Consider the following 20,195-nt stretch of genomic DNA (forward strand, 5'->3'; position numbering starts at 1 on the left):
CGATCCGCGAGGGCCGAAACCCCCTGCTTCGGCTGGGGGAGATGTCAAGGCAGCACCTCCGGCGAGTTCAGGTCGTAGGCGAAGTCGCGAAGGCGCGACCGGCCGATGAGCAGCAGGTAGAGAAAGTCTTCGGCGATGGGGGCGGCGACGGCCGCCTCCAGGTGCGCCTCGTGCACACTGCGGGCGGGCCGGCAGAACAGCCCGGCGGCGGCCGCGGCCGATCCGACGTGCTGGCCGATCGCGCCCGCCGCTAGCAGCAGCCGCCGATATGCGGCCACGCCGCCCGCGCGGACGGCCGCGGCGACGTCGGCGGTGATCACCCAGCCGACGTTCATGCTCGCGATGTCCAGCTTGTCGCGCGGGTAGCTGAACGCCTCCTGCACCGCATCCATGGTGGCGTCGGCGTCGACGAGGCACGGGGTGCCGCCGTTGAGCGTGTACAGGCCGCTGGCCAGTCCCGTGATGCGGGTGGCGACCGCGCGGTGGCACAGTCCCGCCCACGCGGCCGGGGAACCGGCCGAGTGCCGGTGTGCAGCCTCGGACAGCATCGTGAGGCTGCCTGCAGGCAGTAGGCCAGGATCAGCGCTCAGCCCTCGCGGACCCAGCCCGGAGCTGCGGCGCGCCGTCAGCCGCGAGCGTGCCGCGGCGGTGTCCGCGATTCCGCCGGGACGCAGCGTCACGGTCAGCTCGCCGTCGTCGTCCAGGTCGGGGGTCGCGGTCCAGCCGTGCGCCTGCGCGCTCTCGGCCAAAGCTGCCGCGACGTGCCCGGCTTCCAGCCAGGTCAGCACCTCGGCCAGGGCGGCGTACCCGGCGGGCAGCCGCTCGGGGTGCACGGTCAGGTCCAGCGTCACGGTCGTGCCGGAGCCGACCGGGGCGTCGGCGCGGCCGGCGAGCCGGTCGCGGACGGGGTCGAACAGCCAGCGGCGGTGGCCCTCCACGACGGACACGTCGACCAGCCAGGCGGCGCGCGGCGACGGGTAGGCGCGGTGCTCGTTGAAGGAGTTCCACGGCTCCCAGCGCCGGGGCGTCATGGCCAGCCGCAGGATCGCGGCGGGCAGCGCGTACCGCTCGGGCAGCTCGGCCAGGGCGATCCCGGCTCGGGCCGCCGGGGTGCGCCGGGGCATCGCGCCGGAGCGTACGACCTTGCCGTGCGTCTGGTCCCACACGCGGGACAGGGTGGCGTCCATGGCGGTCCTCACGGGAACGGGTGGGGGTGGCGGGCGAGGTCGTCGTAGCGCAGGGGCGCCGTGGCCCGGCCGAGCCGGAACGGCACCTCCAGCAGCCGGGGCAGGTCCCGGGTGCGGTGGTTGAGGTGGCCGAACGTCATCGGCAGGCTGCCCGGCACGATCACCTTCGCCGAGTGCAGGCCGAGCCGGTCGCGCAGGCGCGGGTCGGTCTGGTCCACGGCGACGACCTCCAGTCCGGCCCGGTCGAGCCGGGCGAGGGTGTCGGCCAGCAGCACGGTCAGGTCGCCGGCCGGCGCGGGTGCGCCCGGCCAGACCTCGCGCCAGTCGTCGCCGCCGTCGGGGTCGTCGTCGCCGAGCAGGAAGTCGTAGCGCTCCCGGGCCTCCGGCAGGGTGTTCAGGGCGACGTGGTCGTCCAGGGTGAGCACGAGCTCCGGGTCGTCGAGCATCGGCAGCAGCCGGGCCCGGTCCAGGTAGTGCGGCTTGGCGCGGACCACGTCGGGGGTGACGATGGCGTCGACGACGGCCTCGGCCGCGGCTGAGCGCATCGCCGCGCGCGGGTCGGGGTGCGCGCCCGCCGCGAACAGCGCCTGCGGCGCGCCGGAGGCCGGGTCGCGGTGCAGCACCAGGGCCAGCACCGTCGGCACGCCGAAGTCGTTGGTCGCGTCGAAGAACATCAGCCGGTAGCCGGCCTGCTCCAGGCGGTCGGTCAGGTGCGGCAGCACCGGGTCGTCGGCGGGCACCGCGACCCGGCGCAGCGGGGTGCGGGCGTACCAGGCCATCAGGAACGCGTCGCGCTCGGCGACCTCGTACAGCCCGTACAGGACCGCTTCGGTGAGGCTGTTGCCCAGCCCGCAGCCGTTGGAGCTCTCGTAGAGGAAACGCGGCCCCGCACTGGCGTGCAGGCCCCAGTAGGCGACGTGCTCGGGCACGGTGGCGAGCCGGTCGCGGGTCAGCGACCAGCCGTGCACCCAGCCGGTACGCAGCTGCGGCGTGTACGGCTTGAGCTTGAACTCGGGGTGGTCGTGGTACGCGGGGTCCTGCAGCCCGAGCCGCGCCGGGTCGATCGTGGTCGCCGGGTCGAGCTCGGCATAGGACGCCGTGATCGCGGTACGCCGCCCGTGCGGGCGCATGCCGGTGTAGCGCTCCGCGGCCTCGAACAGCCCGACGCGTTCGGCGTCGGCGAAGGTGCGGGCCCGGCCGTAGCCGGATTCGCGGATCACGCTGTCGCCCGACAACTCCGCGGTGACCAGCGGCAGCGGCATGTTCTCGGTGCGCCGCAGGTGCGCCACGGGCCCGTGCCGCCAGTCGAACAGTTCGGCGCGCAGCCCTTCGCGGGTGGTGCGCTCGTTGCCGGCGCGGAAAGCATACGGGTCCGAGGTCGGGCTGGGCGTCAGCGTGATCCGCGCGGCCTGGGCCGTGTCGTCGGGCAGCGGCGAGCACACGGCGCAGCCCTGCCGGGCCGGGCGCACCCGGTGCGTCGACACGGTGAGCCGGTCGGCGCGCAGCGCCAGCACGGTCCCCTCGTAGGCGGCCGGGTCGGCCAGCGCCCCGGCGAGCAGCGCGGCCAGCGGGGCGAGCAGGGTCGGCGGCAGCAGCCCGCCGAAGGCAAGGCCGGGCGTGCGCTGCGGCACCGTCGGCCCGAAGACGCTGAGCCGGGCCCCTTCGGCGCAACCCAGGCACACCGGGGCGGCGCGGTGCAGCAGCGGTCCGATCAGCACCAGCCCGCCGTCCAGCCGCACCGGCAGCACCGGCCGCTCCCCCGCGTACGCGGCCTGGCTGAGCTGCTCGGCCTGCGCCCGGGTCCAGTCCTGCAGCACGACGACCGCCGGCCGCTGCGCCGCGTCCGCCGTGGCGGGGCCGCTGTGCGGTGGCGCGCCGCCGGTCGCGCGGACATGGAGGTCACCGAGGACCGGCAGTCCGATGACGACAGTGCCGTCCGGGCGGCCGCCCACGGTCGCGCCGAACTGGTCGGCGTCGAGGACCGGCAGGTCGAGGCCGCGCAGGGCGGTGGCGAGGGTGCTCATGACGCCCACCGCACGACCGTGAAGCCGACCGCCGACAGTTCCCGGCGCAGCTGCGCGGCCTGCTCGGTCATGCCGTCCTCGGCGCTGCTCAGCTCGCCGAGCCGCCACACGGTGGCCCGCGCGATCGGCGCGAGCGCGCGCAGCGCCGCCTGCAACCGGTCCTCGCCCTGGTCGACCCCGGCGGGCCAGTGCCAGCCGGCCGACCACGGGGTGACGTCCTCACCGACAGGCTGTGCGGCGGGCGCGGCGCCCGACAGCGTCACGGGGCCTGCGGGCACGTCCAGGCCCGCCTCGCGCGCCTGGGCGGCGCCGACCGCCGCCAGCGCCGCGAACGCGACCGCGTCGGCGGTCCGCGCCTCGACGGCCCAGGCGACGACCTCGCCGCCGCAGGCGATCTGCGCGTGCACGGCGTCGGGCGCGAGCCGTCGTACGTGGACCCACGCGGGCTGGCCGAAGCGCAGCGTCAGCGCCTTCCACCAGCGGCGGGCCGCCGGGGAGCCGATCCACTCGTCGTCGGCGACCGGGGTCGTGTCGAGCTGCTCGACGGCGGCGTCGGCCAGTCGGCGCAGCGCCGTGCCCTGGGCGTGCCGGTCGTGCACGCCGACCGCGAAGTGCCCGGCGTCGCCGCCGGCCAGCACCGCCTCGGCCTGGCGCAGCACGGCGTCGAGGCGGGCGGCGTCGGTGCTCGCGCCCAAACCGACCACGCCACCGGCGGCGGCCAGGGCGGCCGGGACCTGCGGCAGGTTGCCGGCGACCGGTTCGGTCAGCGGGCCGAGCTCGGCGTCGACGAGCGCCTCGATGCGGCGCAGTGCCTCGTCGACGGTGTCGGCGGGCGGCACGGCGGGCGCGGCGGGCAGGAACGGATGGTACGTCAGCGACAGCGGGTCCAGCCGTGCGACCAGCACGGACGGGTGCTCCAGCCGGGCCGGGGCGGGCTGCTGGTCGTCGTCGTGCAGCTCGGCGGCCTCGATCGCGGGGTCGGCCAGCCCGGCGACCGCGCACACCAACCGGTGTGCGGCGGCGGACCCGACCAGCGCCGTCAGCGCGTGCGGCGCGCCGCTCGGGTCGGCCGCCCCGGCCAGGCGGCGGGTGACCTCGCGGGCCGACCACAGCACGGAGTCGACTTCGGACACCGGCACGACCATGCCGACCTCGCCGCGGCAGCGTGCGGCCACCGCGATCCCGGCGTCGGTGGACAGCACCAGATCGGTGACGCCGTCGGCCGCGGCCGGCAGCGCGCCGGGCAGGACGTCGACGCCGATGCCCGCCAGTGCGCGGGCCGCGGCCTCGGCGACGGGTCCGTCTCCGGTCAGCCGCACCGGGGTGGTACGCAGGCGGCGCCACGCGTCGGCCGGATCGGCCGCCACGGAGCTGAGCCAGGCGCACACGTCGGCGGGCGGGGCCGCCGGGTCGGTGCCGTCGACCCAGCCCGCGGGCAGGTCGACGAGCATGTCGTGTTCGCGCAGCTGCTCCAGCAGCACGGTCACCGCGCGGACCACCTCGGGCCGGCCGGTGGGTGCGACGACCTGGTCGGCGGGCAGGCCTTCGATCAGCCGGGCCGACAGGATCTGCCACAGCTTCCACAGGCCGCTGCCGCCCTTGACGGTGAAGCTCGACGACCAGCCGCGGACGTGCACGCCCTGCGCGGTCGGGGTGGCGTGCACGATCGGGCGCAGCCGGACCAGGGTGCGCGGGGCCTGCGGCGGCAGGTCCGACACCCGTGCGGTGCGCTGCGTGGGCACGCTGCGCGTGGCGAGCGTGGTCATGACGCCACCTCGCTCAGCACCCGCTGCGCAGACGGCTGCTCCTGACCGCTCCGCTGCGCGGCGAGGTAGCGATCCAGCCGCTCCCGCCAGGTGATACCCGTGATCCGCTCCGCGGCCTGGCTGACGAGGTACGCGGCCAGGTAGCGCTCGGCCGGCTCCACGTCGCAGACGCTGAGCAGCTGGTAGAGGATGTTGGTGGCGAAGCGGTACACCACGAACTCGCGGGCGAACGGCACCTTCTCGAAGTCGACCTTGCGCAGCTGCTCGTGGTACGCGCTGAACTCGGTGCGCTGCGTCGGGTCCCACTGACGCAGGGTGCGCTCGTCGCCGACCTGGCGGGCCCGGTCGGTGTACGCCGCGCCCGGCACCAGCGGCAGCTCGCCGCGGTCGAAGGCGGGTTCGGCGGCGGCGCGGGCGGCCACCGTCCAGTCCAGCCACGCCGACTCGACCGGCGACTGCGCGCGGCCGTCGGCGACCCTGGTGACCAGGTCGGTGACGGCGGGAGCGTGCCGGTCCCAGTGCCGGGCGTACGTCTGGCGCAGCGTGCCGTCCGGGTCGTGGAAGAGCAGGAAGTCCTCCAGGTGCGACAGGAACGACTGGTGCCCTGCACCCAGGCCGAGCGGGTAGCGCCCGGCATGCGCGGCCATCGACACCAGCAGCAGCCACACCCGGGCCCCGGCGACGTCGCCGCGCTGGCCCAGGTGCGAAAGCGACGCCGACACCGCGGGCATGCCCAGGCGCAGCAGTTCGTTGCGGCATTCGACCGCGGCGGGCCCGCCCAGCAGCGACTCCAGCGCCGTGGTCTGCGGCAGCACGATGCTGACCGTGTTGTCCGGCCAGATCGGCGTGTACGGCGGCGGGACCAGCTCGACCCGGCCGGCTATCGCGGCCCGGTGCAGCAGTTCGGCGTCGCTGGTCACGGCCTTGGAGCCGTGCGTGACCAGGTGCGTGCGCAGCCGGTCGGCGACCAGCGCGGCCGCGTCGGCCACGGCGGCGGGCTCGCCGCGCAGGCAGACCCGTACATGCGGGCCGTGCAGCCAGTGCCGTTCCAGGTGCGTCGCGACGCCGGTGGTCTCCGCCAGCGCGGGCAGCACCGCGTCGCGCAGCAGCGGCGCCTTGACCGCGTCGTAGTAGTGGCAGATGACGTCCAGGCCATCGTGCGTGGTCATCGTGTGCTTCCCTTCCGGTAGACCTCGGTGACGAGCTCGACGACCCGCCCGTCGGGGTTGCCCGAGCCGGGCACGGGCAACGCCTCCTCGACGCGGACGCCGCGGTCATGCCGCACCAGCAGTTTCGGCAGGTTGCGCAGGTGCAGCGCGTTGCCGAAGTCGACGTACTGCGGCTTGTGCTGGCCCATGTAGCGCTGGAAGTCGTCGGCGCTCTTCATCTCGCCGCCCTCCGGGCCGAGGAACACTTCGGCCGGCAGGCCGTGCCGGGCCAGCCAGGCGGCGGCGGCCTCGGCGGGCACGTCGCCCTCGGCGGCCATCGCCGCCTTGAACGCCTCGACGTCGTCGGCGGGCACCCGCCACGACCGGCGCGCCAGGACGATGTCGCGGTGGCGCAGCCGGGGCCGGACCCGCACGTCGCCGACCTTGCGGCTGGGCGCGAGGTGGTTCAGCGACGCCAGGCCGCTGGACAGGTCGAGATACAGCGGCACGAACCGGTCCGGCAGGATGAACGGCACCAGGAACCCCAGGTAGAGCACGTCGAGCGTGTCGCCGCTGGGCGTGTGGCGCAGGCGCACCTGGTCGGTGGCCGGGTCGTGGCAGATCTCCAGCTGGTCCACCGCGATCGAGCTCCAGGCCGGGTCCTCGGCGATCTCGTCGTCGACGACCAGCGGGTGCAGGTTGGCGTTGAAGCCGCTGACGGGCCGCCACTGGGCCACCCGCGCGCCGGGCCCGAACCCGCGTTGCACCTGGGCGGCGACCTTGGCCCGCGCCTGCGGCGCGATCAGGTCGAGGAACCGGCTGGTGAACCTGCCCCAGCCGCCGTAGATGTGGTTGAGCACCAGCTCGGTGTGCCCGTTCGCGGCGACCGGCTGGACGAAGAAGCTGTACGACGCCGGCCGTGCCCGCACCCAGCCGGGCAGCGCCTCGGCGGCCAGCCGTACGGCCTCGTCGCTGAGGATCCGCTCGGCCGGGTCGCCGGCGTTGTCGGCGTCGATGACCCGGGTGACCGCCGCCCTCGCCTGTCCCAGCTCGATCAGCTCCGGGGACACGAGCTGGGCGAAGCGCGGGTGATCGCTGACCGTGCCGCCCAGCGAGACCAGCCCGCCGGCCTGCCAGATCAGACCCATCTCGTGGGCGAAACCGGCCAGGTCGGTGCACCGCCCGCCCGGCCCGTACAGCTGCACGAACCGGTCCCGGCTCAGCCGCCGGAAGACCAGGTACTGGTCGAACAGCTCCACCACCGGGCCGATCCCGGCCAAGCCCTCGGCGGCGTCGCGGCCGTGTGCGGCACCCAATCGCAGCGTGCTGCGCAGGTTCACGTCCTCGCTGAGGACCGGCGACTCCAGCCACTCCGCCCCGGACGCGGCGAACGCCGCGAGCCAGGTCTCGCGCAGCGACGCCAGCGCCGGGATCCGCTCCTCCACCGGCAGTGCCGGGAACGCGGCGGTGCGCTCGTCGATGTCGCGCAGCAGCGCGGCGAGTTCGGTCTGGCCGTACCCGTCGAGCCAGGCCGCCGTGGTGGCGACCGCGTCGACGTCCTGCGGGTCGGCCGGGTGGATCGGGACCAGCAGCCCGCCGTCGATGATCTGGCCCAGGTAGCGCCGGGCGACCTCGACGGCTCGGGCGCGCTGGCCCGGCAGCCGCTCGGCCAGCGCCTCGACCAGTTCGGCCGGACCCGCCCCGGCCGGGCCCGCCGCGCGGACCAGGCTGAGCACCAGCGCGACCGGGGCGCCGTAGGCGAGGCTGACGTCCTCCTCCCGGGCGGCGACGATGCGGTCGCCGTAGCCGAGCGGGGTGTCCCGCCGGTAGTTGACCTTCCCGTCGACCACCCGGATGCTGGGCGCGAGCCGGTAGGGCACCCGGTCCCGGAGCTGGTTCAGTGCCGCCGCGGCGACCCTGACCAGCAGGGTGCGGTTGGCCCGGGCGACGGCGACCGGTTCGCCGGCCAGCTGCTCGGGCTCGCCGGGGCCGGTCCACTCGCCCCAGGCGACGTAGGTGAACCAGGACAGTGGGCTGGTCTTGGAGTTGACGCGCAGCGCGTACCGCAGCGCGTTGTGCTCGCCCTTGCGGGCCCGTGAGTCGGGATTGGCCCCGGCGGCGGCGGCGCGGTCGATGCCGCGCAGCAGGTCGGCGCCGGTGAGGGTGACCGCCCTGCGCAGCGGGTCCGCCGCGCAGGTGGCCGCCAGCGCGGCCCGCTCGGCGGCCAGCGCCGAGGGGGCCGCGGCGGTCAGCGCCGCGCGGATCGCGGTCACCTCCGCCATCGCGTCCAGCCATTCCCGCAGCAGCGGGACCCGGTCCGGCAGGTCGCCGAGCACGTCGAGGATCGCCGGCCGGGGCAGGCGTCCGTTGTGCACGTCGCGCCGCAGCGGCAGCACGACCTTGCGGTGGAACTCCGCGTCGTGCCCTTCGGCGCTGGCGTAGAGCGCGTCGGCCAGGTCACCGGCCGTCTCGGTCAGCCGGACACGCAGCCGCACGAGCCGGGCCAGGCAGTCGCGGAACTCCGCACCGCCCTCGGGCACGGCGGGGTACGGCAGCGCGGCCAGCCGCACGAGGGCGTACGGTGCCAGCTCGACGGCCTTCCGGTCGTCGGGCCGCCCGGTCCGGGCGGCGGCGTCGGCGATGGCGAGCTCGGTCATCCGTACCGCACCCCCTCGTCGCGCCGGAACGCCATGCGGGCGAGCCACGCGAACAGCAGGGTCCATGCGGCGAGCACGCCGATGGTCCAGGTGGGGGCGGCGATCCGGTCGGCCCGGCCGATGATGGACAGCACCAGGTGCTGGTACTCATGGGTGGGCAGGAAGACCACGACGTCGCGGATCGCCGCCGGCAGCTGCTTGACGGGCACGAACAGCCCGCCGAGGAACGCCAGCAGCATGAACAGGATGTTGGCGACCGTCATCGCGCCCTGCGGCGGGAAGCGGTAGCCGATGGCCATGCCGAGCAGCCCGAACGGGATGGCGCCGAGCAGCACCCCGCCGAGCCAGAGCGGCCATTGCTCCGGCGGCAGCCTGAGGTCGGTGGTGAACACCGCCAGCAGCAGCAGCGGGATCCAGCTGACCAGGTTGAAGCCGAGCACGTAGAGCAGCCGCCCCGCGAAGCGGGACAGCGCCGGCAGCGGCAGCACGCGCAGGCGCTGCTCCCACGGGTTCTCACGGTCGGCGGCGACACCGGCCGAGAGGCTGACGATGGTCACGTTCAGCGTGGTGAACAGCAGGAACGGCGTGATGACGTACTCGCTGCCCAGGCCGATCTTGGCCAGGCTGGTGGCGTTGGTGTAGCCGAACAGCCCGAAGAAGACCAGCGGGAACAGCAGCGCGGGCACCCAGTAGACGGGCATCCGGCTGGTGTCGCGCAGGTGCGCGCGGGCGTGCAGGAGGACGTGGCGCATGTCAGGACACCCTCTCGGCGATGTGCGGAACTGCGGGGCTGACCGGCACGACGGAGTCGCCGTCACCGGCGGTGATCGCCCGGATCGCCTCCTCCAGGCCGACGCGCTCGACGCGGATGCCGCGGAACGGCACCCGGTCCAGCACGAGGGCGCGTACGGTCGCGTCGGGATCCGCGGTGTAGATCTTGGTGCGGTTGCCGAGCTGCTCGATGCGCTCGTTCGGGATGGTGGTGAAGGTGAGCGGCGACGTCCCCGCGGGGACCTCCAGCTCGACCAGGTGCAAGCCGACCTCGACGATGACGTCGTCGAGGGAGCCGTCGCGGGCGACCTGCCCGTCGGCGATGACGACGATGCGGCTGGCCAGGTGCTCGGCCTCGGCCATGTCGTGGGTGGTGAGCAGGACGGCGCGGCCGCCGGCCGACACCTCGGCGATGGCGGCCCACAGCTGGTCGCGGCTGTCGGCGTCGAGGCCGGTGGTGGGCTCGTCGAGGAAGAGCAGCTCCGGGTTGCCGATGAGGGCGGCGCCCAGGGCGACCCGGCGGCGCTGGCCACCGGACAGCGTGCCGTTGCGCTTCTTGAGGAACTTCTCCAGACCCAGTCGCTGCACCACCTCGTCGCGGGTGAGCGGGTTGGGGTAGTGGGCGGCGATCAGGTCGAGGGTCTCGGTGACGGTGAGCCGCCACGGCAAGGCGGTGCGCTGGGGGGTGATGCCGATGCGGGCCTTCACGGCGATGTCGCCCGGGTCTCCCCCGAGCACCTCGACGCGGCCACTGGTGGGGTGGCGCAGGCCGGACAGTAGTTCGATCATGGTGGATTTGCCGGCCCCGTTGGGGCCGAGGACGGCGGTCACTCCGCGCGAGACCGTGAGCGACACGGCGTTGAGGGCGACCACCTTGCCGAACGTCTTGGTGACGTGTTCAAGGCGAGCTATGACTTCCACGGGTTCTCCCGGAGATGAAAGAGGGGGCACGATGACTCGTGCCCCCTCGGATCGGTGCTGCGGGGTTTCAGGCCCCGGTTGGTCCGGAGTGCCGGCAGTCCCTGACGCTGCCGTTCCGGTTCAGGTGCCGGCTCAGGCGGCCTCTTCCGGGCTGTCCCCACAGGAGGAGCAGCACGAGGAGCTGCCGCAGCACGACGACGCGCTGCTGCTGGAGCTGCCCGAGGAGGCACCGGTCTCCGGCAGAGCGGCCGAGTCGCGGATCGAGGTCACGGACAGGTCGTCCAGCTCGAGCTCGTCGACGTTGAAGTCTTCGTTCGACATTTGAATTCACCTCATTTCGATGGTCGGACGGTCGTGGACACCCCGCCGCTGAAGAGGAGGAGGCGGCGGGAAGCTCAGATCACGTGACGTAGCAGCAGGAGCAGGACGCGTTGCCGCTCGTGTTGATCCACGAGGCCCCGGTCTCCGGGAGCGCCATGGAGTCCCGCATCGCCGTGACCGTCAGCGGCCCCAGGTCCAGGTCATCCAGGTCGAACGCGATGTCGTACTCGGGAATCAGGTCCCAGGTGGTCGATGTCTCGGCCATGGTGTTGCACCTCCTTCGGCACTTCACCCGGACCGTGGCGGTCCGGCTAGTCGCTGTAGCTGTGTTTCACGTTCATGTTCTTAACTACGCTTGAGATTATTCAAACGTCCCCGGGAAGTCAAGCGGTCCCGCCGTCGTTTTTGGAGAAGATCGCGCGCACCCCCAGGCCCGGCCCGTCATTTGGCCCCTGACCTGCGAATCACCGTCCGGAGTAGACGGACTGGATCAACCGGGTGCTGATACCGTGCATGGATGATCACGGGGCGTACGGTGCTGGGCGCCTACTTCCACGCGGCCGACGAGAACACGCGACCGATCGACACGCTGCCCGCCGGAGTGCTGACCCACCTCTTCTACGCATTCGCCACCTGCGAGAACGGGCGCTGGCAACTGCCACCGTGGGCGCCCGCGCATCGCGCGGCCCTCGCCGCGCGCCGACGGGACGACCCCGGCCTGCGGATCGTGCTGTCGATCGGCGGCTGGGGCGCTGACGGGTTCTCCGACGCGGCGCTCACGCCGCGGTCCCGGGCCCACTTCGTCGAACAGTGCCTGGAACTGGCCGACGGGTTCGACGGCCTGGACCTGGACTGGGAGTTCCCCGTCTCGGGCGGCCCGGCCGAGGTGACGCACCGGCCCGAGGACCGGCACCACGCCACCCTGCTGGCCCGGCAGCTCCGCGACGGCCTCGGCCCGGCCCGGCTGCTGGTCGCCGCGCTGCCCGCCGGCCGGCTTCAGTCGGCCGGCCCGTACGACCCGGCGGCCAGCTACGAGCTGGCGGCCTTCGCCGAGCAGCTCGACTTCGTCAACCTGATGACCTACGACTTCGGCACGGGCTTCTCCCCCGTCGCCACGTTCAACGCGCCGCTGGCCGAGGTGCCGCAGGAACCGCTCGACGCCGGCCTGCGCCGGTGGAACAACGTCACCGGGGCCGTCGACTACCACGAGCGCCACGGCGTGCCGCGCGACAAGATCGTGCTGGGCGTGCCGTTCTACGGCCGCGGCTTCCATGTCGCCTCCGCCGGCGAGAGCGCCGGGCTGTACCAGCCCCAGACCGGCACCGTCCGGGTCGGCGACTGGCGCGACATCAGCCGTGACCTGCTGCCCGATCCGGCCTGGCAGCGCCACCGCCATCCGGTGGCGCGCTCGCCGTGGCTGTACCACCCCGGCACCGGGACGTTCGCCAGTTACGAGGACGCGGAGTCCATCGAGGAGCGGGCCGCGTTCGCCGAACGGCGCGGCCTGCGAGGAGCGTTCACCTGGCATCTGGGCGCGGACGACGACGAGCACACCCTGCTCACGGCGATGACCCGCCCGTTTCGGCCGGGGGCCTGACGCCGCCCGCGGAGGTGATCGCATGCCACTCGACCTGCCGACACTTGCCATCGCGTCGACGGCGGCGTATCTGCTGGCGTTGCTGTCGGCCGTAGCGGGATTCGGCGGCGGCGTGCTGCTGCTGCCGGTGTTCACCGCCCTGTTCGGGTTGCGGGCGGCGGTGCCCATGCTGACGCTGACCCAGCTGTCCAGCAACACCGCGCGGGTCTGGCTCAACCGGCGCGAACTGCGGTGGGGGCTGGTCGGCTGGTTCGCGCTCGGCGCGGTGCCGCTGGCCGTCGCCGGTGGTCTGCTGCTCGCCCACGCACCACTGGATCCGCTGAAACGGCTGCTCGGCGCGTTCCTGATCGGGGTCGTCAGCTGGAGGAGGTTCCGCCCGCACCCCCGCAAGCCGGCCGACCCGGCCTTCGCGGCCGTCGGCGCGGCGTCCGGGTTCGGGTCGGCGCTGGTCGGGTCGGTCGGGCCGCTGACCGCGCCGTTCTTCCTGGCCTACGGGCTCACCCGGGCCGCCTACATCGGCACCGAAGCCGCCGCCGCGCTGAGCATGCATCTGGCCAAGATCGCCGCATACGGCACCGGCGACCTGCTGACCACCACCGTCCTGGTCTACGGCCTGGTGCTGACGCCCGCCACGCTGGCCGGAGCCTGGACCGGCAAGCGGCTGCTGAACCGCATCAGCGACCGGCTGTTCGTCCACCTCGTCGAGGCCGGGCTGCTCATCTCGGGCCTGCTGTTCCTGCTCGGGTTCTGACCCGTCGACCGAGGTGGCCGCCCACCGGCGTCGGCTGCGGAGTTCGACCCTGATCGCTCTTGAACGTTTCGGATCGGGTTGTGGCGCCGGGTGCTCGATTGCCTTTCCGATGTAACACACACGACATCGACCTGAGGACGGAGCGACCACATTGCGTCACGTCGGACCCCGAACTTCGCATCCCACCATCGGGCATCCCATGACCCGAACCGTGTCGTCCGACGGCTGCCCGCCGCCAACGCCGCAGCGCCGCAGACCGTTGCGGCGGTGGCTGGTCGCCCTCGTGGTGACCGCTCTCGCCGCGGTGGCCGGCCTCGTCGTGACCGCGGCGCCGGCCAGTGCCGCCACCAGCCAGTTCCGCGGCATGAACTGGGCCGTGCTGGGTGACAACTTCAGCACCGGCACACTCGTCGTGCAGGGCCTGAGCCAGTCCGACAGCAACGCGACGGTGCGGGCCAAGGCCAACGCCCTCTACGACGACATGGCCGCCACCATGGGCGTCAACACCGTCCGGCTGCCCATCAACACCCACACCGTGGCCAACACGACCTGGTGGAACGCCTACCGCGGCGCGATCGACGCCGCCACCGCCCGCGGCTTCAAAGTCATCCTCGCCTACTGGGAGGACGGCGCGGCCTCCGGCGGCAGGATCACCAACCTCGCCGCGTGGAACACGATGTGGTCCAGCGTGACCAGCACGTACGGCTCGAACAGCAGCGTCTACTTCGAGCCGATGAACGAGCCGCACGGCTACACCTCGGCGGAGTGGCGCGACGTCGCGGCGAACTGGCTCAGCTACCACTACTCGGCGGCGCCCGGCCGGGTGCTCATCGGCGGCACCGGCTACAGCCAGGACTTGCGCGACGTCTGCAACGACAGCCGCTTCAACGCCACGCTGCTGTCCTTCCACCACTACGCCTTCTTCTACAGCGCGATGACCTACGACGCGTTCCGCAGCCACATCCAGACGCGGCTGGGCAACTGCGCCTCCCGCGCGGTGGCCACAGAATTCGGCGGACCGATGTCCACCGGCCTCAACTACGGCGACGCCGGCAGCACCGACAACTTCGTCCGCCACATCCGTGCGATGGCCCAGGTCATGCGCGACAACCAGATGGGCGGCACCTACTGGCCCGCCCTCGGCGGCAAACCCGGCACCATCGGCTACGACTGGTACTCGATGTTCGCCCTCAGCGGCAGCGGCACCGATCTGAACCTGACCGTCCGCAACGCCTCCGGGGCCAACCGGATCCGGTACGGCTGGGGCGACACCGTGGTCGACCCCACGCCCGCGCCGACGACCTTCTACCGGATCGACGTCCGCCACAGCGGCAAGGCCATGGACGTCCAGTCGCCGAACACCGACAACGGCGCGCGCATCGGCCAGTACACCTACACCGGCGGCGCCTGGCAGCAGTGGCAGTTCTCCGACGCCGGCGGCGGCTACTGGCGCATCGTCAGCCGCCACAGCGGCAAGTGCCTCGACGTGGTGAGCGCCTCGACCGCCGACGGCGCCGAACTCATCCAGTACACCTGCGGCAGCGGCAACAACCAGCAGTTCCAGCTGGTCGCCAACGGCAGCTGGTTCCAGCTGCGGGCGCGCCACAGCGGCAAGTGCGTTGACGTGCCCGCCGCCTCGACCGCGGACGGCGTGGTCCTCAAGCAGTACACGTGCAACACCGGCACCAACCAGCAGTGGTCGCGTACGGCCGTCTGACGGTCCTCGTTCCACCCGGGCGGCTCGCGGACAGCAGCTCCGCGAGCCGCCCGGTTCCGGCTAAGGCTGGGCCACCAGCCGGAACGACTGCGCGCCGGTGCCGTTGCAGGTGTACTGCACCAGTTGCACGCCGTCGGCAGTGGAGGCGGCCGGCACGTCGAGGCACTTGCCGCTGTGCGCGGACACGAAGTGGTAGTAGCCGCCGCCTTCGGCCACGGGGATCCACTGCTGGTTCGCACCGCCGACGTATGACCACAGGTGCACGACGGCGTTGTCCGCGGCGGACACACCGCTCACGTCGAGGACCTGGGCTGCGTTGTTGCGGTTGTTGACACGCACGTTGCCGCCGGCGGTCGGCTGGAACAGATACTGCTGGGCGTTGGAGTTGTTGCAGGTGTATTGCTGGATCGCGGTGCCGTTGGCGGTGCCCGAGGAGCGGGCGTCGACGCATTTGCCGCTGGTCTTGTTGACGATGCCGTACCACGTCGTGGCGGAGATCGGCCCGCCGCTGCCGCCGGGCTCGGGGCAGGTGCCACCGGTGCCGACGGTGTCCACGTGCGTGGTCCCCAGACCCCGGTAGGCGTTGACCCGGTTGCGGGCGACGTCGCCTGAGATCACCTCGTTGCCCGCGAAGTACAGCCAGTCGACCTGCTGGATGTACGTGCTGCGGCCGCCCGTGTGGCCGGTGCCGTCGATGAACCACAGGTTGTAGTTGATCGACATCGGCGTCTCCGGGTAGAACTTGTCCCCGTGGTCGGCGACGAGCGCGCCGTCGATGAAGTATCTGACCCGGCCGCCGCTCACCTGCGCCACCAGCTCGTGCCAGCCGTTGTGGCTGCGCCGCTGGACGGCATGTACGTTGTCGGCGAGCCACGGGTCGGGCTGATAGGTCTCCCAGGTGGTCTCGAAGAACGCCGGACCCGTCTCGCCCCATCCGCCGTTGGCCAGGTACTCGAAGTCCATCTCGCCGTAGCTCGGGTCCATCGGATACGCCAGCGGGGTGATCGTGAAGAACGTCTCCACGACGCGGTCGCCGTCGTTGCCGGAGACGGGCGCGTCGGTGAAGCGGACCCGGCTGGCGTAGGTGCCCTCGAAGAACTTGCGCTGGTGGTAGATCTCGGTCTGCGCCGTTCCGGCGCCGGTGCCGTCCGTCCAGGACGACAGCTGGAGCACCTTCTGCCCGTCGGCGACGGGGAACGTCACGTTGGACGGCAGCCAGGAGGCACCGGGTATGCCCGGTCCTCCTCCGCCCCCGCGCACGGTCCAGTGCCGGGCCGCCAGGGCCGGATCGGCCGACGAGCTGTACTGGAAGTCGTCGAACAGGACGCTGCAGGTGGCGGCGGCCGCGGGCAGCGGCTCGGCGACGCTGACCAGTCCGGCGACGAGCAGCAGGAGCGCCGCACTCGACACAGCGGGTTTTCGGAACACGAGGGCCTCCCAGGGACGGCGAGCATTATGTTCACTCGGACATCGAGACAGTGAAAATTATGACTGCGATGTAGGGCTAGTCAATAGTTTTTAGATGAGCAAACGCTCTCACGCTCGACGCTTGATCACAGGATGGAGTTCGGGAAGCGCTCTCCCACCGGGATCCGGCGTCCGTCTTCTCCGAAAACCGACGGCTTTGCACAGCCGGACTTCTACACCACCTCGGCTTCACGCTGAGCACCCACTTCCCGCCCGCGTTCGCCGACGTCCGGCGCGGCAACCTGCGCCTGCTGCTGTCCGGCCCGCAGAGTTCGGCCGGACGGCCCATGCCCGACGGGCGCACACCGCAACCCGGCGGCTGGAACCGCATCCACCTCGTCGTCGACGACATCGACGCCGAATCCGCGCGGCTGCGCGCCGCCGGCGTGCGCTTCCGCAACGACGTCATCACCGGCCCCGGCGGCCGTCAGACCGTATTCGACGACCCCGCCGGAAACCCTGTCGAGCTGTTCCAACCCGCCCGGACCTGAAGACGCGAAGACGCAGTCGCCACCGCTGCGGCCTCCCGAAACCGGGCCCGACCGGCGCCGCCGTCGCGGCCGCGAACGTGCGCGATCGCCCCGGGCGACGTCACTGCCCGGACTCGGGCCCCGGTGGCACGTCGGCGGCGGCCCGCACGGCGGACTGGTGCACGGCTCGGCGTTCGTCACGGGCGCGCCGGTGCCAGGCATCCCACATGCCATGGGCGACGGCGGCGCGGATCACCCAGTACAGCGCGAACAGGGCCACGAGTCCCAGCAGCAGACCGCTCAATCCATCCGGCATGACGGCAACGGTATTCGCCCCCGTCAACCTCCCGCCACGAATTGACGGCAGGCGAGTCGCAGCGGATCCTCATCGCGCACGAGATGGGGTTGCGAGCTGCTCCCAGTTTCATGGTCGAACGTAGTGAAATATCCTCGCCCTGGCCGAGCAGCTGAGCTGAGCACTTCACCGGTGGTCCAGGGCCTCGGCCTGCCCACCGCGGGGAGCCCGGGGAAGGGGGCAGCGCAGTTCGCCGGAAATGGCTTAGCGTGGGCGTCGTGGGCTATCTGGTGCATCCTTCAGGTCGGCTGAACCTCCCGGAGTCACAGGACGCCGCCGCCGTGGCGGCCGTCAAAGCCGCGTGGCGCGATCGGCGCGGCTGGTACGACCCGCAGTCAGAGCATGCGTACTCGCCGAGCGGCACGCTCGCGGACATCGCGGAGTTCGCCGCGGCCTCGATCACCCGCGATGGGGACTGGATCGAGTTCGAGTACGACGACGGCAACGACCCCAAGTGGTCGGACCAGGCCACGGCCTTCTATGTCGCGATCGCGCCGTTCGTACGCTCCGGTGCCGTCTGTCTGGAGGGCGAGGACGGCGGAACCTGGTCCTACTCCTACGCCGACGGGCAGATCACCCAGCAGGGCTGGAACGGCTGGGACGGAACGATCGAACCGTTCGGCGAGCAAGTCGACTTTCCCGCCGCGTGAACGCCGGCGGATCCAGTGCCCGTGCTCGCCCGGCGGGCGGCCGGCTGGCGTGATCAGGTTAGGATCCTGCCTCCACGTGAGGACCAGGAGAACACCATGACGGAGTCGCCACCGGCCGGGTGGTACCCCGGCGCCGACGACTACCAGCGCTACTGGACCGGCACCCGCTGGTCGGAGCACATGACCCGGGCGGACCGGGTGCTGCCGTCGCCGGACACGTCCGCGCCGGCGACCTCCGGCACACCCCGCTCCGTCCTCGTCCGGACCCTGCTCACCGTCGCGGCGATCGGGACGCTGCTGATCCTCGCCAACCGGGCCGCCGAGTTCGTGCTCGCCGCGCTGTCGTTGCCGACCCGCGGCTACCTGCGCGACTGGGGCGCGCTCGGCCTGCTCGCGCTCACGCTGTTACTGCCCGCGACCCGGGTCGGCTACCGCAAACGGGACTTCCTGCTGCTGATGGTCCCGTTCTATAACTACTTCCTGGCCTGCCGGATCATCTGGCGGATCACCTACCTGCCCTTCGCGGACTGGCTGCCCCGCGACGAGGACGCCGCGAACTGGCGGCAGGTGCCGCATCCCACGCTGCCGGGCGAGCTGCTGTATGCCCGCGTCCGGCGCTGATCGCCACGTAAGTCATCCATCCGCCGCTACGACAGGGCGTCGGACACCTCCGGGCGGTGTGCGGTCCACCAGCGCAGCGTCCGCTCGTTGGCGACGAACTGGTGATCGCAGGACGGATCGCCACGGTCGTAGCGCAGGTCCAGCGGCCAGAAGTCGGTGAACCACTGCCACCACGCCCGACGGACTAGGTCCGCGGCGACCCCTCCCTCGCCCGGCCGGATCGTGCGGTAGCCACGCACGACGGCGGCGATCCGGGCCAGGTCGAGCTGGCCGTCCGCGTCCGCGAAATGCAGCAGGCAGGCACGGATCAGCTCCGCGCCCAGCGGCTGCCGGCGTACGCGGTCCCAGTCCAGCACGGCGACCACGACGCCGTCGCGCCAGACGAGGTTGAACTGGTGGAAGTCGCCATGTGTCCAGCCCTGCTCCGGCTGCTCACCCACGGGCCGGACCTCGGTCGCCAGCAGCTCCCGTCGCCAACGCAGGTGATCGGCGGCGATGCGGTCGACCAGGTCCGGACGCGGCCGGGCGGCGATCGCGGCGAGGTAGTGCTCGATACGCTCGCCGGCGGCCGCACGACTCAGCGGGTCCGGAGGCGTCGCGACGGGAAGGTTCGGGCCGACCGCGGCCAGCGCCGCGTGCACTCGCCCGAGCAGTCGGCCCAGCCGCTCACACGATGCCAAGTCCAGCCGCGCTCCGGGAAGGTGTTCGCCGTCGACCCAGGGCGTCACGGTGAATCCGACGCCGGCCAGCCGGACCACTGTCTCGCCCGCGGCGTCGGCGACCGGTGCGGCCACCGGGATGCCGTGCTCGGCGAGCCGTCGCAGCAACGCGTGCTGTGACCGGACCTGATCGGGCTGCGCGTCGCGCAGCTCTTTGACGGCGTACTCGCGGTCGTCGCCGGTGGTCATGCGCCAGTTGCGGTTCATCATCCCGTGCGCGAGCCGCATCGAGGAACGTGGCGCAGGCAGGCCGAACACCCGGCATAGCTCGGCCAGCGGCGGATCGCTCGTCACGGCGGCACCCTACCGGACCCGAAGGCCGGCACCCGGCCGGCGGCGAAAGCGATCGACGATCGGACAGTGATGCCCGACAATGCAGTCGTGCGCGAGAGTGTGGCCGCAGGGCTCGATCCCGTCGACGCGGCCGGGTTCCTGGTGCTGATCGTGGTCTGCCTGCTGTTCGCCGTCAGCGTGGGCTACGCCTACGTCAAGGTCTGGCTGCGGCGGCTGCGCGGGGTCACCGGCTGGGCCACGGTCGTCCGCCGCAGCGACCGCCACGAGGACGACCTCGTCATCCACCACGCCGAGGTGCGCATCGACGGCGGCCCGACCGTGCATCTGCGGCTCGCCGACCGCCGGGAGGTCCCCGCCGTCGGCGACCGCGTCATGGTCCGGTACGACCGGCGCCATCCGGCCAACATCGACGAGATCCGCCGTACGCCGGGCGCGTATGTCACGGCGGTCGCCGCCGAGGTGATCCTGCTTTTCTTCACCGTCGGCTCGCTCGGCACCGTGGTGTTCCTGATCGTCGCGATGCTCGACCACTGACCGGCCGATCCGCCTGAGCGGGGCACAAAGGTGTCCACTCAAGACCTACAATCGCCGTTCGCGCTGATGCACGAGGATTTAACCATCCCAGAAACCGATTTCGGGGTTCCATGGTTGTCCCAACATCGATAGTGTCGCGGATCGTGGGCGTAGGCGCCCTCCCCTACTCCCGGCAGGCGGCCGGCCTGCCGTGGCGCGCACATCGTTCGTGAAAGGACGACATCC

Annotated in this window: 18 protein-coding genes and 1 pseudogene; 7 read left to right on the forward strand and 12 right to left on the reverse strand. The window is 72.3% G+C overall.

Annotation, left to right across the window (positions count from 1 at the left end; all coding sequences use genetic code 11):
* Positions 1-44 precede the first annotated feature (44 nt).
* The 9 genes from AB0B66_RS11755 to AB0B66_RS11795 form a co-directional block, all read right to left on the reverse strand.
* Positions 45-1,187 (reverse strand): hypothetical protein, encoded by a 1,143-nt coding sequence (locus AB0B66_RS11755; protein ID WP_360526881.1) that lies wholly within the window; start codon positions 1,185-1,187, stop codon positions 45-47.
* Positions 1,188-1,195: 8 nt separating this feature from the next.
* Positions 1,196-3,211, reverse strand: a complete 2,016-nt coding sequence (locus tag AB0B66_RS11760) for a TOMM precursor leader peptide-binding protein (RefSeq protein ID WP_360526884.1) — start codon at positions 3,209-3,211, stop codon at positions 1,196-1,198.
* Entirely contained in the window at positions 3,208-4,977 is a 1,770-nt protein-coding gene (locus tag AB0B66_RS11765) for a hypothetical protein (protein ID WP_360526887.1), read from the reverse strand. Before AB0B66_RS11765 ends, AB0B66_RS11760 begins: the two co-directional genes overlap by 4 nt.
* The gene (locus tag AB0B66_RS11770) at positions 4,974-6,146 is read right to left on the reverse strand and encodes a lantibiotic dehydratase C-terminal domain-containing protein (protein WP_360526890.1); all 1,173 of its coding nucleotides are present in this window, start codon (positions 6,144-6,146) and stop codon (positions 4,974-4,976) included. The genes AB0B66_RS11765 and AB0B66_RS11770 overlap by 4 nt, the downstream gene beginning before the upstream one ends.
* Positions 6,143-8,782 carry a lantibiotic dehydratase gene (locus tag AB0B66_RS11775; protein WP_360526893.1) on the reverse strand — a complete coding sequence of 880 codons (2,640 nt, stop codon included), beginning with the start codon at positions 8,780-8,782 and terminating at the stop codon, positions 6,143-6,145. Before AB0B66_RS11775 ends, AB0B66_RS11770 begins: the two co-directional genes overlap by 4 nt.
* Entirely contained in the window at positions 8,779-9,534 is a 756-nt protein-coding gene (locus tag AB0B66_RS11780; RefSeq protein WP_360526896.1) for an ABC transporter permease, read from the reverse strand. Before AB0B66_RS11780 ends, AB0B66_RS11775 begins: the two co-directional genes overlap by 4 nt.
* Before the next feature lies 1 nt (position 9,535).
* Positions 9,536-10,474: an ABC transporter ATP-binding protein gene (locus AB0B66_RS11785; protein ID WP_360526899.1), complete on the reverse strand. Its 939-nt coding sequence runs from the start codon at positions 10,472-10,474 to the stop codon at positions 9,536-9,538.
* A 132-nt stretch (positions 10,475-10,606) separates the two neighbouring features.
* Positions 10,607-10,795: a thiazolylpeptide-type bacteriocin gene (locus AB0B66_RS11790; RefSeq protein WP_203699307.1), complete on the reverse strand. Its 189-nt coding sequence runs from the start codon at positions 10,793-10,795 to the stop codon at positions 10,607-10,609.
* Positions 10,796-10,874: 79 nt separating this feature from the next.
* Positions 10,875-11,060, reverse strand: a complete 186-nt coding sequence (locus tag AB0B66_RS11795; protein ID WP_203699306.1) for a thiazolylpeptide-type bacteriocin — start codon at positions 11,058-11,060, stop codon at positions 10,875-10,877.
* 252 nt (positions 11,061-11,312) lie between these two features.
* On the opposite strand from AB0B66_RS11795, the gene AB0B66_RS11800 reads away from it, so the two are divergent.
* From AB0B66_RS11800 to AB0B66_RS11810, 3 genes are all read left to right on the forward strand, one after another.
* The gene (locus tag AB0B66_RS11800; RefSeq protein ID WP_360526903.1) at positions 11,313-12,392 is read left to right on the forward strand and encodes a glycosyl hydrolase family 18 protein; all 1,080 of its coding nucleotides are present in this window, start codon (positions 11,313-11,315) and stop codon (positions 12,390-12,392) included.
* A 22-nt stretch (positions 12,393-12,414) separates the two neighbouring features.
* Positions 12,415-13,143, forward strand: coding sequence for a sulfite exporter TauE/SafE family protein (locus AB0B66_RS11805; protein WP_360526906.1), 729 nt, complete (start codon positions 12,415-12,417; stop codon positions 13,141-13,143).
* Between the two features lie 199 nt (positions 13,144-13,342).
* Positions 13,343-14,860, forward strand: a complete 1,518-nt coding sequence (locus tag AB0B66_RS11810) for an RICIN domain-containing protein (RefSeq protein WP_360526909.1) — start codon at positions 13,343-13,345, stop codon at positions 14,858-14,860.
* Between the two features lie 60 nt (positions 14,861-14,920).
* Here the strand turns inward: AB0B66_RS11810 and AB0B66_RS11815 are convergent, their stop codons facing one another.
* Positions 14,921-16,288 (reverse strand): RICIN domain-containing protein, encoded by a 1,368-nt coding sequence (locus AB0B66_RS11815; RefSeq protein WP_360526912.1) that lies wholly within the window; start codon positions 16,286-16,288, stop codon positions 14,921-14,923.
* 230 nt (positions 16,289-16,518) lie between these two features.
* Here AB0B66_RS11815 and AB0B66_RS11820 point away from each other — a divergent pair.
* Positions 16,519-16,818 (forward strand): annotated as a pseudogene (locus AB0B66_RS11820) (VOC family protein); the annotation flags it as partial.
* Positions 16,819-16,918: 100 nt separating this feature from the next.
* Here AB0B66_RS11820 and AB0B66_RS11825 read toward each other — a convergent pair.
* A complete protein-coding gene (locus tag AB0B66_RS11825; RefSeq protein ID WP_360526915.1) occupies positions 16,919-17,113 on the reverse strand; it encodes a hypothetical protein in 195 nt (64 codons plus the stop codon).
* Positions 17,114-17,370: 257 nt separating this feature from the next.
* Between AB0B66_RS11825 and AB0B66_RS11830 the strand changes: the two genes are divergently transcribed.
* Positions 17,371-17,802, forward strand: a complete 432-nt coding sequence (locus AB0B66_RS11830) for a hypothetical protein (protein ID WP_360526918.1) — start codon at positions 17,371-17,373, stop codon at positions 17,800-17,802.
* Between the two features lie 96 nt (positions 17,803-17,898).
* Positions 17,899-18,423: a DUF2510 domain-containing protein gene (locus tag AB0B66_RS11835; RefSeq protein ID WP_360526921.1), complete on the forward strand. Its 525-nt coding sequence runs from the start codon at positions 17,899-17,901 to the stop codon at positions 18,421-18,423.
* A 26-nt stretch (positions 18,424-18,449) separates the two neighbouring features.
* On the opposite strand, the gene AB0B66_RS11840 is transcribed toward AB0B66_RS11835, so the two are convergent.
* Positions 18,450-19,436 carry a phosphotransferase gene (locus AB0B66_RS11840; protein WP_360526924.1) on the reverse strand — a complete coding sequence of 329 codons (987 nt, stop codon included), beginning with the start codon at positions 19,434-19,436 and terminating at the stop codon, positions 18,450-18,452.
* 87 nt (positions 19,437-19,523) lie between these two features.
* Between AB0B66_RS11840 and AB0B66_RS11845 the strand changes: the two genes are divergently transcribed.
* Positions 19,524-19,970, forward strand: a complete 447-nt coding sequence (locus AB0B66_RS11845) for a DUF3592 domain-containing protein (RefSeq protein WP_360526927.1) — start codon at positions 19,524-19,526, stop codon at positions 19,968-19,970.
* Positions 19,971-20,195 lie beyond the last annotated feature (225 nt).

Source organism: Catellatospora sp. NPDC049111 (genome assembly GCF_040648615.1).
Classification (GTDB): domain Bacteria; phylum Actinomycetota; class Actinomycetes; order Mycobacteriales; family Micromonosporaceae; genus Catellatospora; species Catellatospora aurea.

Bases quoted from the DNA above. Each gene is read 5' to 3' on its own strand.
- AB0B66_RS11755 (WP_360526881.1), bottom strand. From the start codon at position 1,187: ATGGACGCCACCCTGTCCCGCGTGTGGGACCAGACGCACGGCAAGGTC.
- AB0B66_RS11760 (WP_360526884.1), bottom strand. From the start codon at position 3,211: ATGAGCACCCTCGCCACCGCCCTGCGCGGCCTCGACCTGCCGGTCCTC.
- AB0B66_RS11765 (WP_360526887.1), bottom strand. From the start codon at position 4,977: ATGACCACGCTCGCCACGCGCAGCGTGCCCACGCAGCGCACCGCACGG.
- AB0B66_RS11770 (WP_360526890.1), bottom strand. From the start codon at position 6,146: ATGACCACGCACGATGGCCTGGACGTCATCTGCCACTACTACGACGCG.
- AB0B66_RS11775 (WP_360526893.1), bottom strand. From the start codon at position 8,782: ATGACCGAGCTCGCCATCGCCGACGCCGCCGCCCGGACCGGGCGGCCC.
- AB0B66_RS11780 (WP_360526896.1), bottom strand. From the start codon at position 9,534: ATGCGCCACGTCCTCCTGCACGCCCGCGCGCACCTGCGCGACACCAGC.
- AB0B66_RS11790 (WP_203699307.1), bottom strand. From the start codon at position 10,795: ATGTCGAACGAAGACTTCAACGTCGACGAGCTCGAGCTGGACGACCTG.
- AB0B66_RS11795 (WP_203699306.1), bottom strand. From the start codon at position 11,060: ATGGCCGAGACATCGACCACCTGGGACCTGATTCCCGAGTACGACATC.
- AB0B66_RS11800 (WP_360526903.1), top strand. From the start codon at position 11,313: ATGATCACGGGGCGTACGGTGCTGGGCGCCTACTTCCACGCGGCCGAC.
- AB0B66_RS11805 (WP_360526906.1), top strand. From the start codon at position 12,415: ATGCCACTCGACCTGCCGACACTTGCCATCGCGTCGACGGCGGCGTAT.
- AB0B66_RS11810 (WP_360526909.1), top strand. From the start codon at position 13,343: ATGACCCGAACCGTGTCGTCCGACGGCTGCCCGCCGCCAACGCCGCAG.
- AB0B66_RS11825 (WP_360526915.1), bottom strand. From the start codon at position 17,113: ATGCCGGATGGATTGAGCGGTCTGCTGCTGGGACTCGTGGCCCTGTTC.
- AB0B66_RS11835 (WP_360526921.1), top strand. From the start codon at position 17,899: ATGACGGAGTCGCCACCGGCCGGGTGGTACCCCGGCGCCGACGACTAC.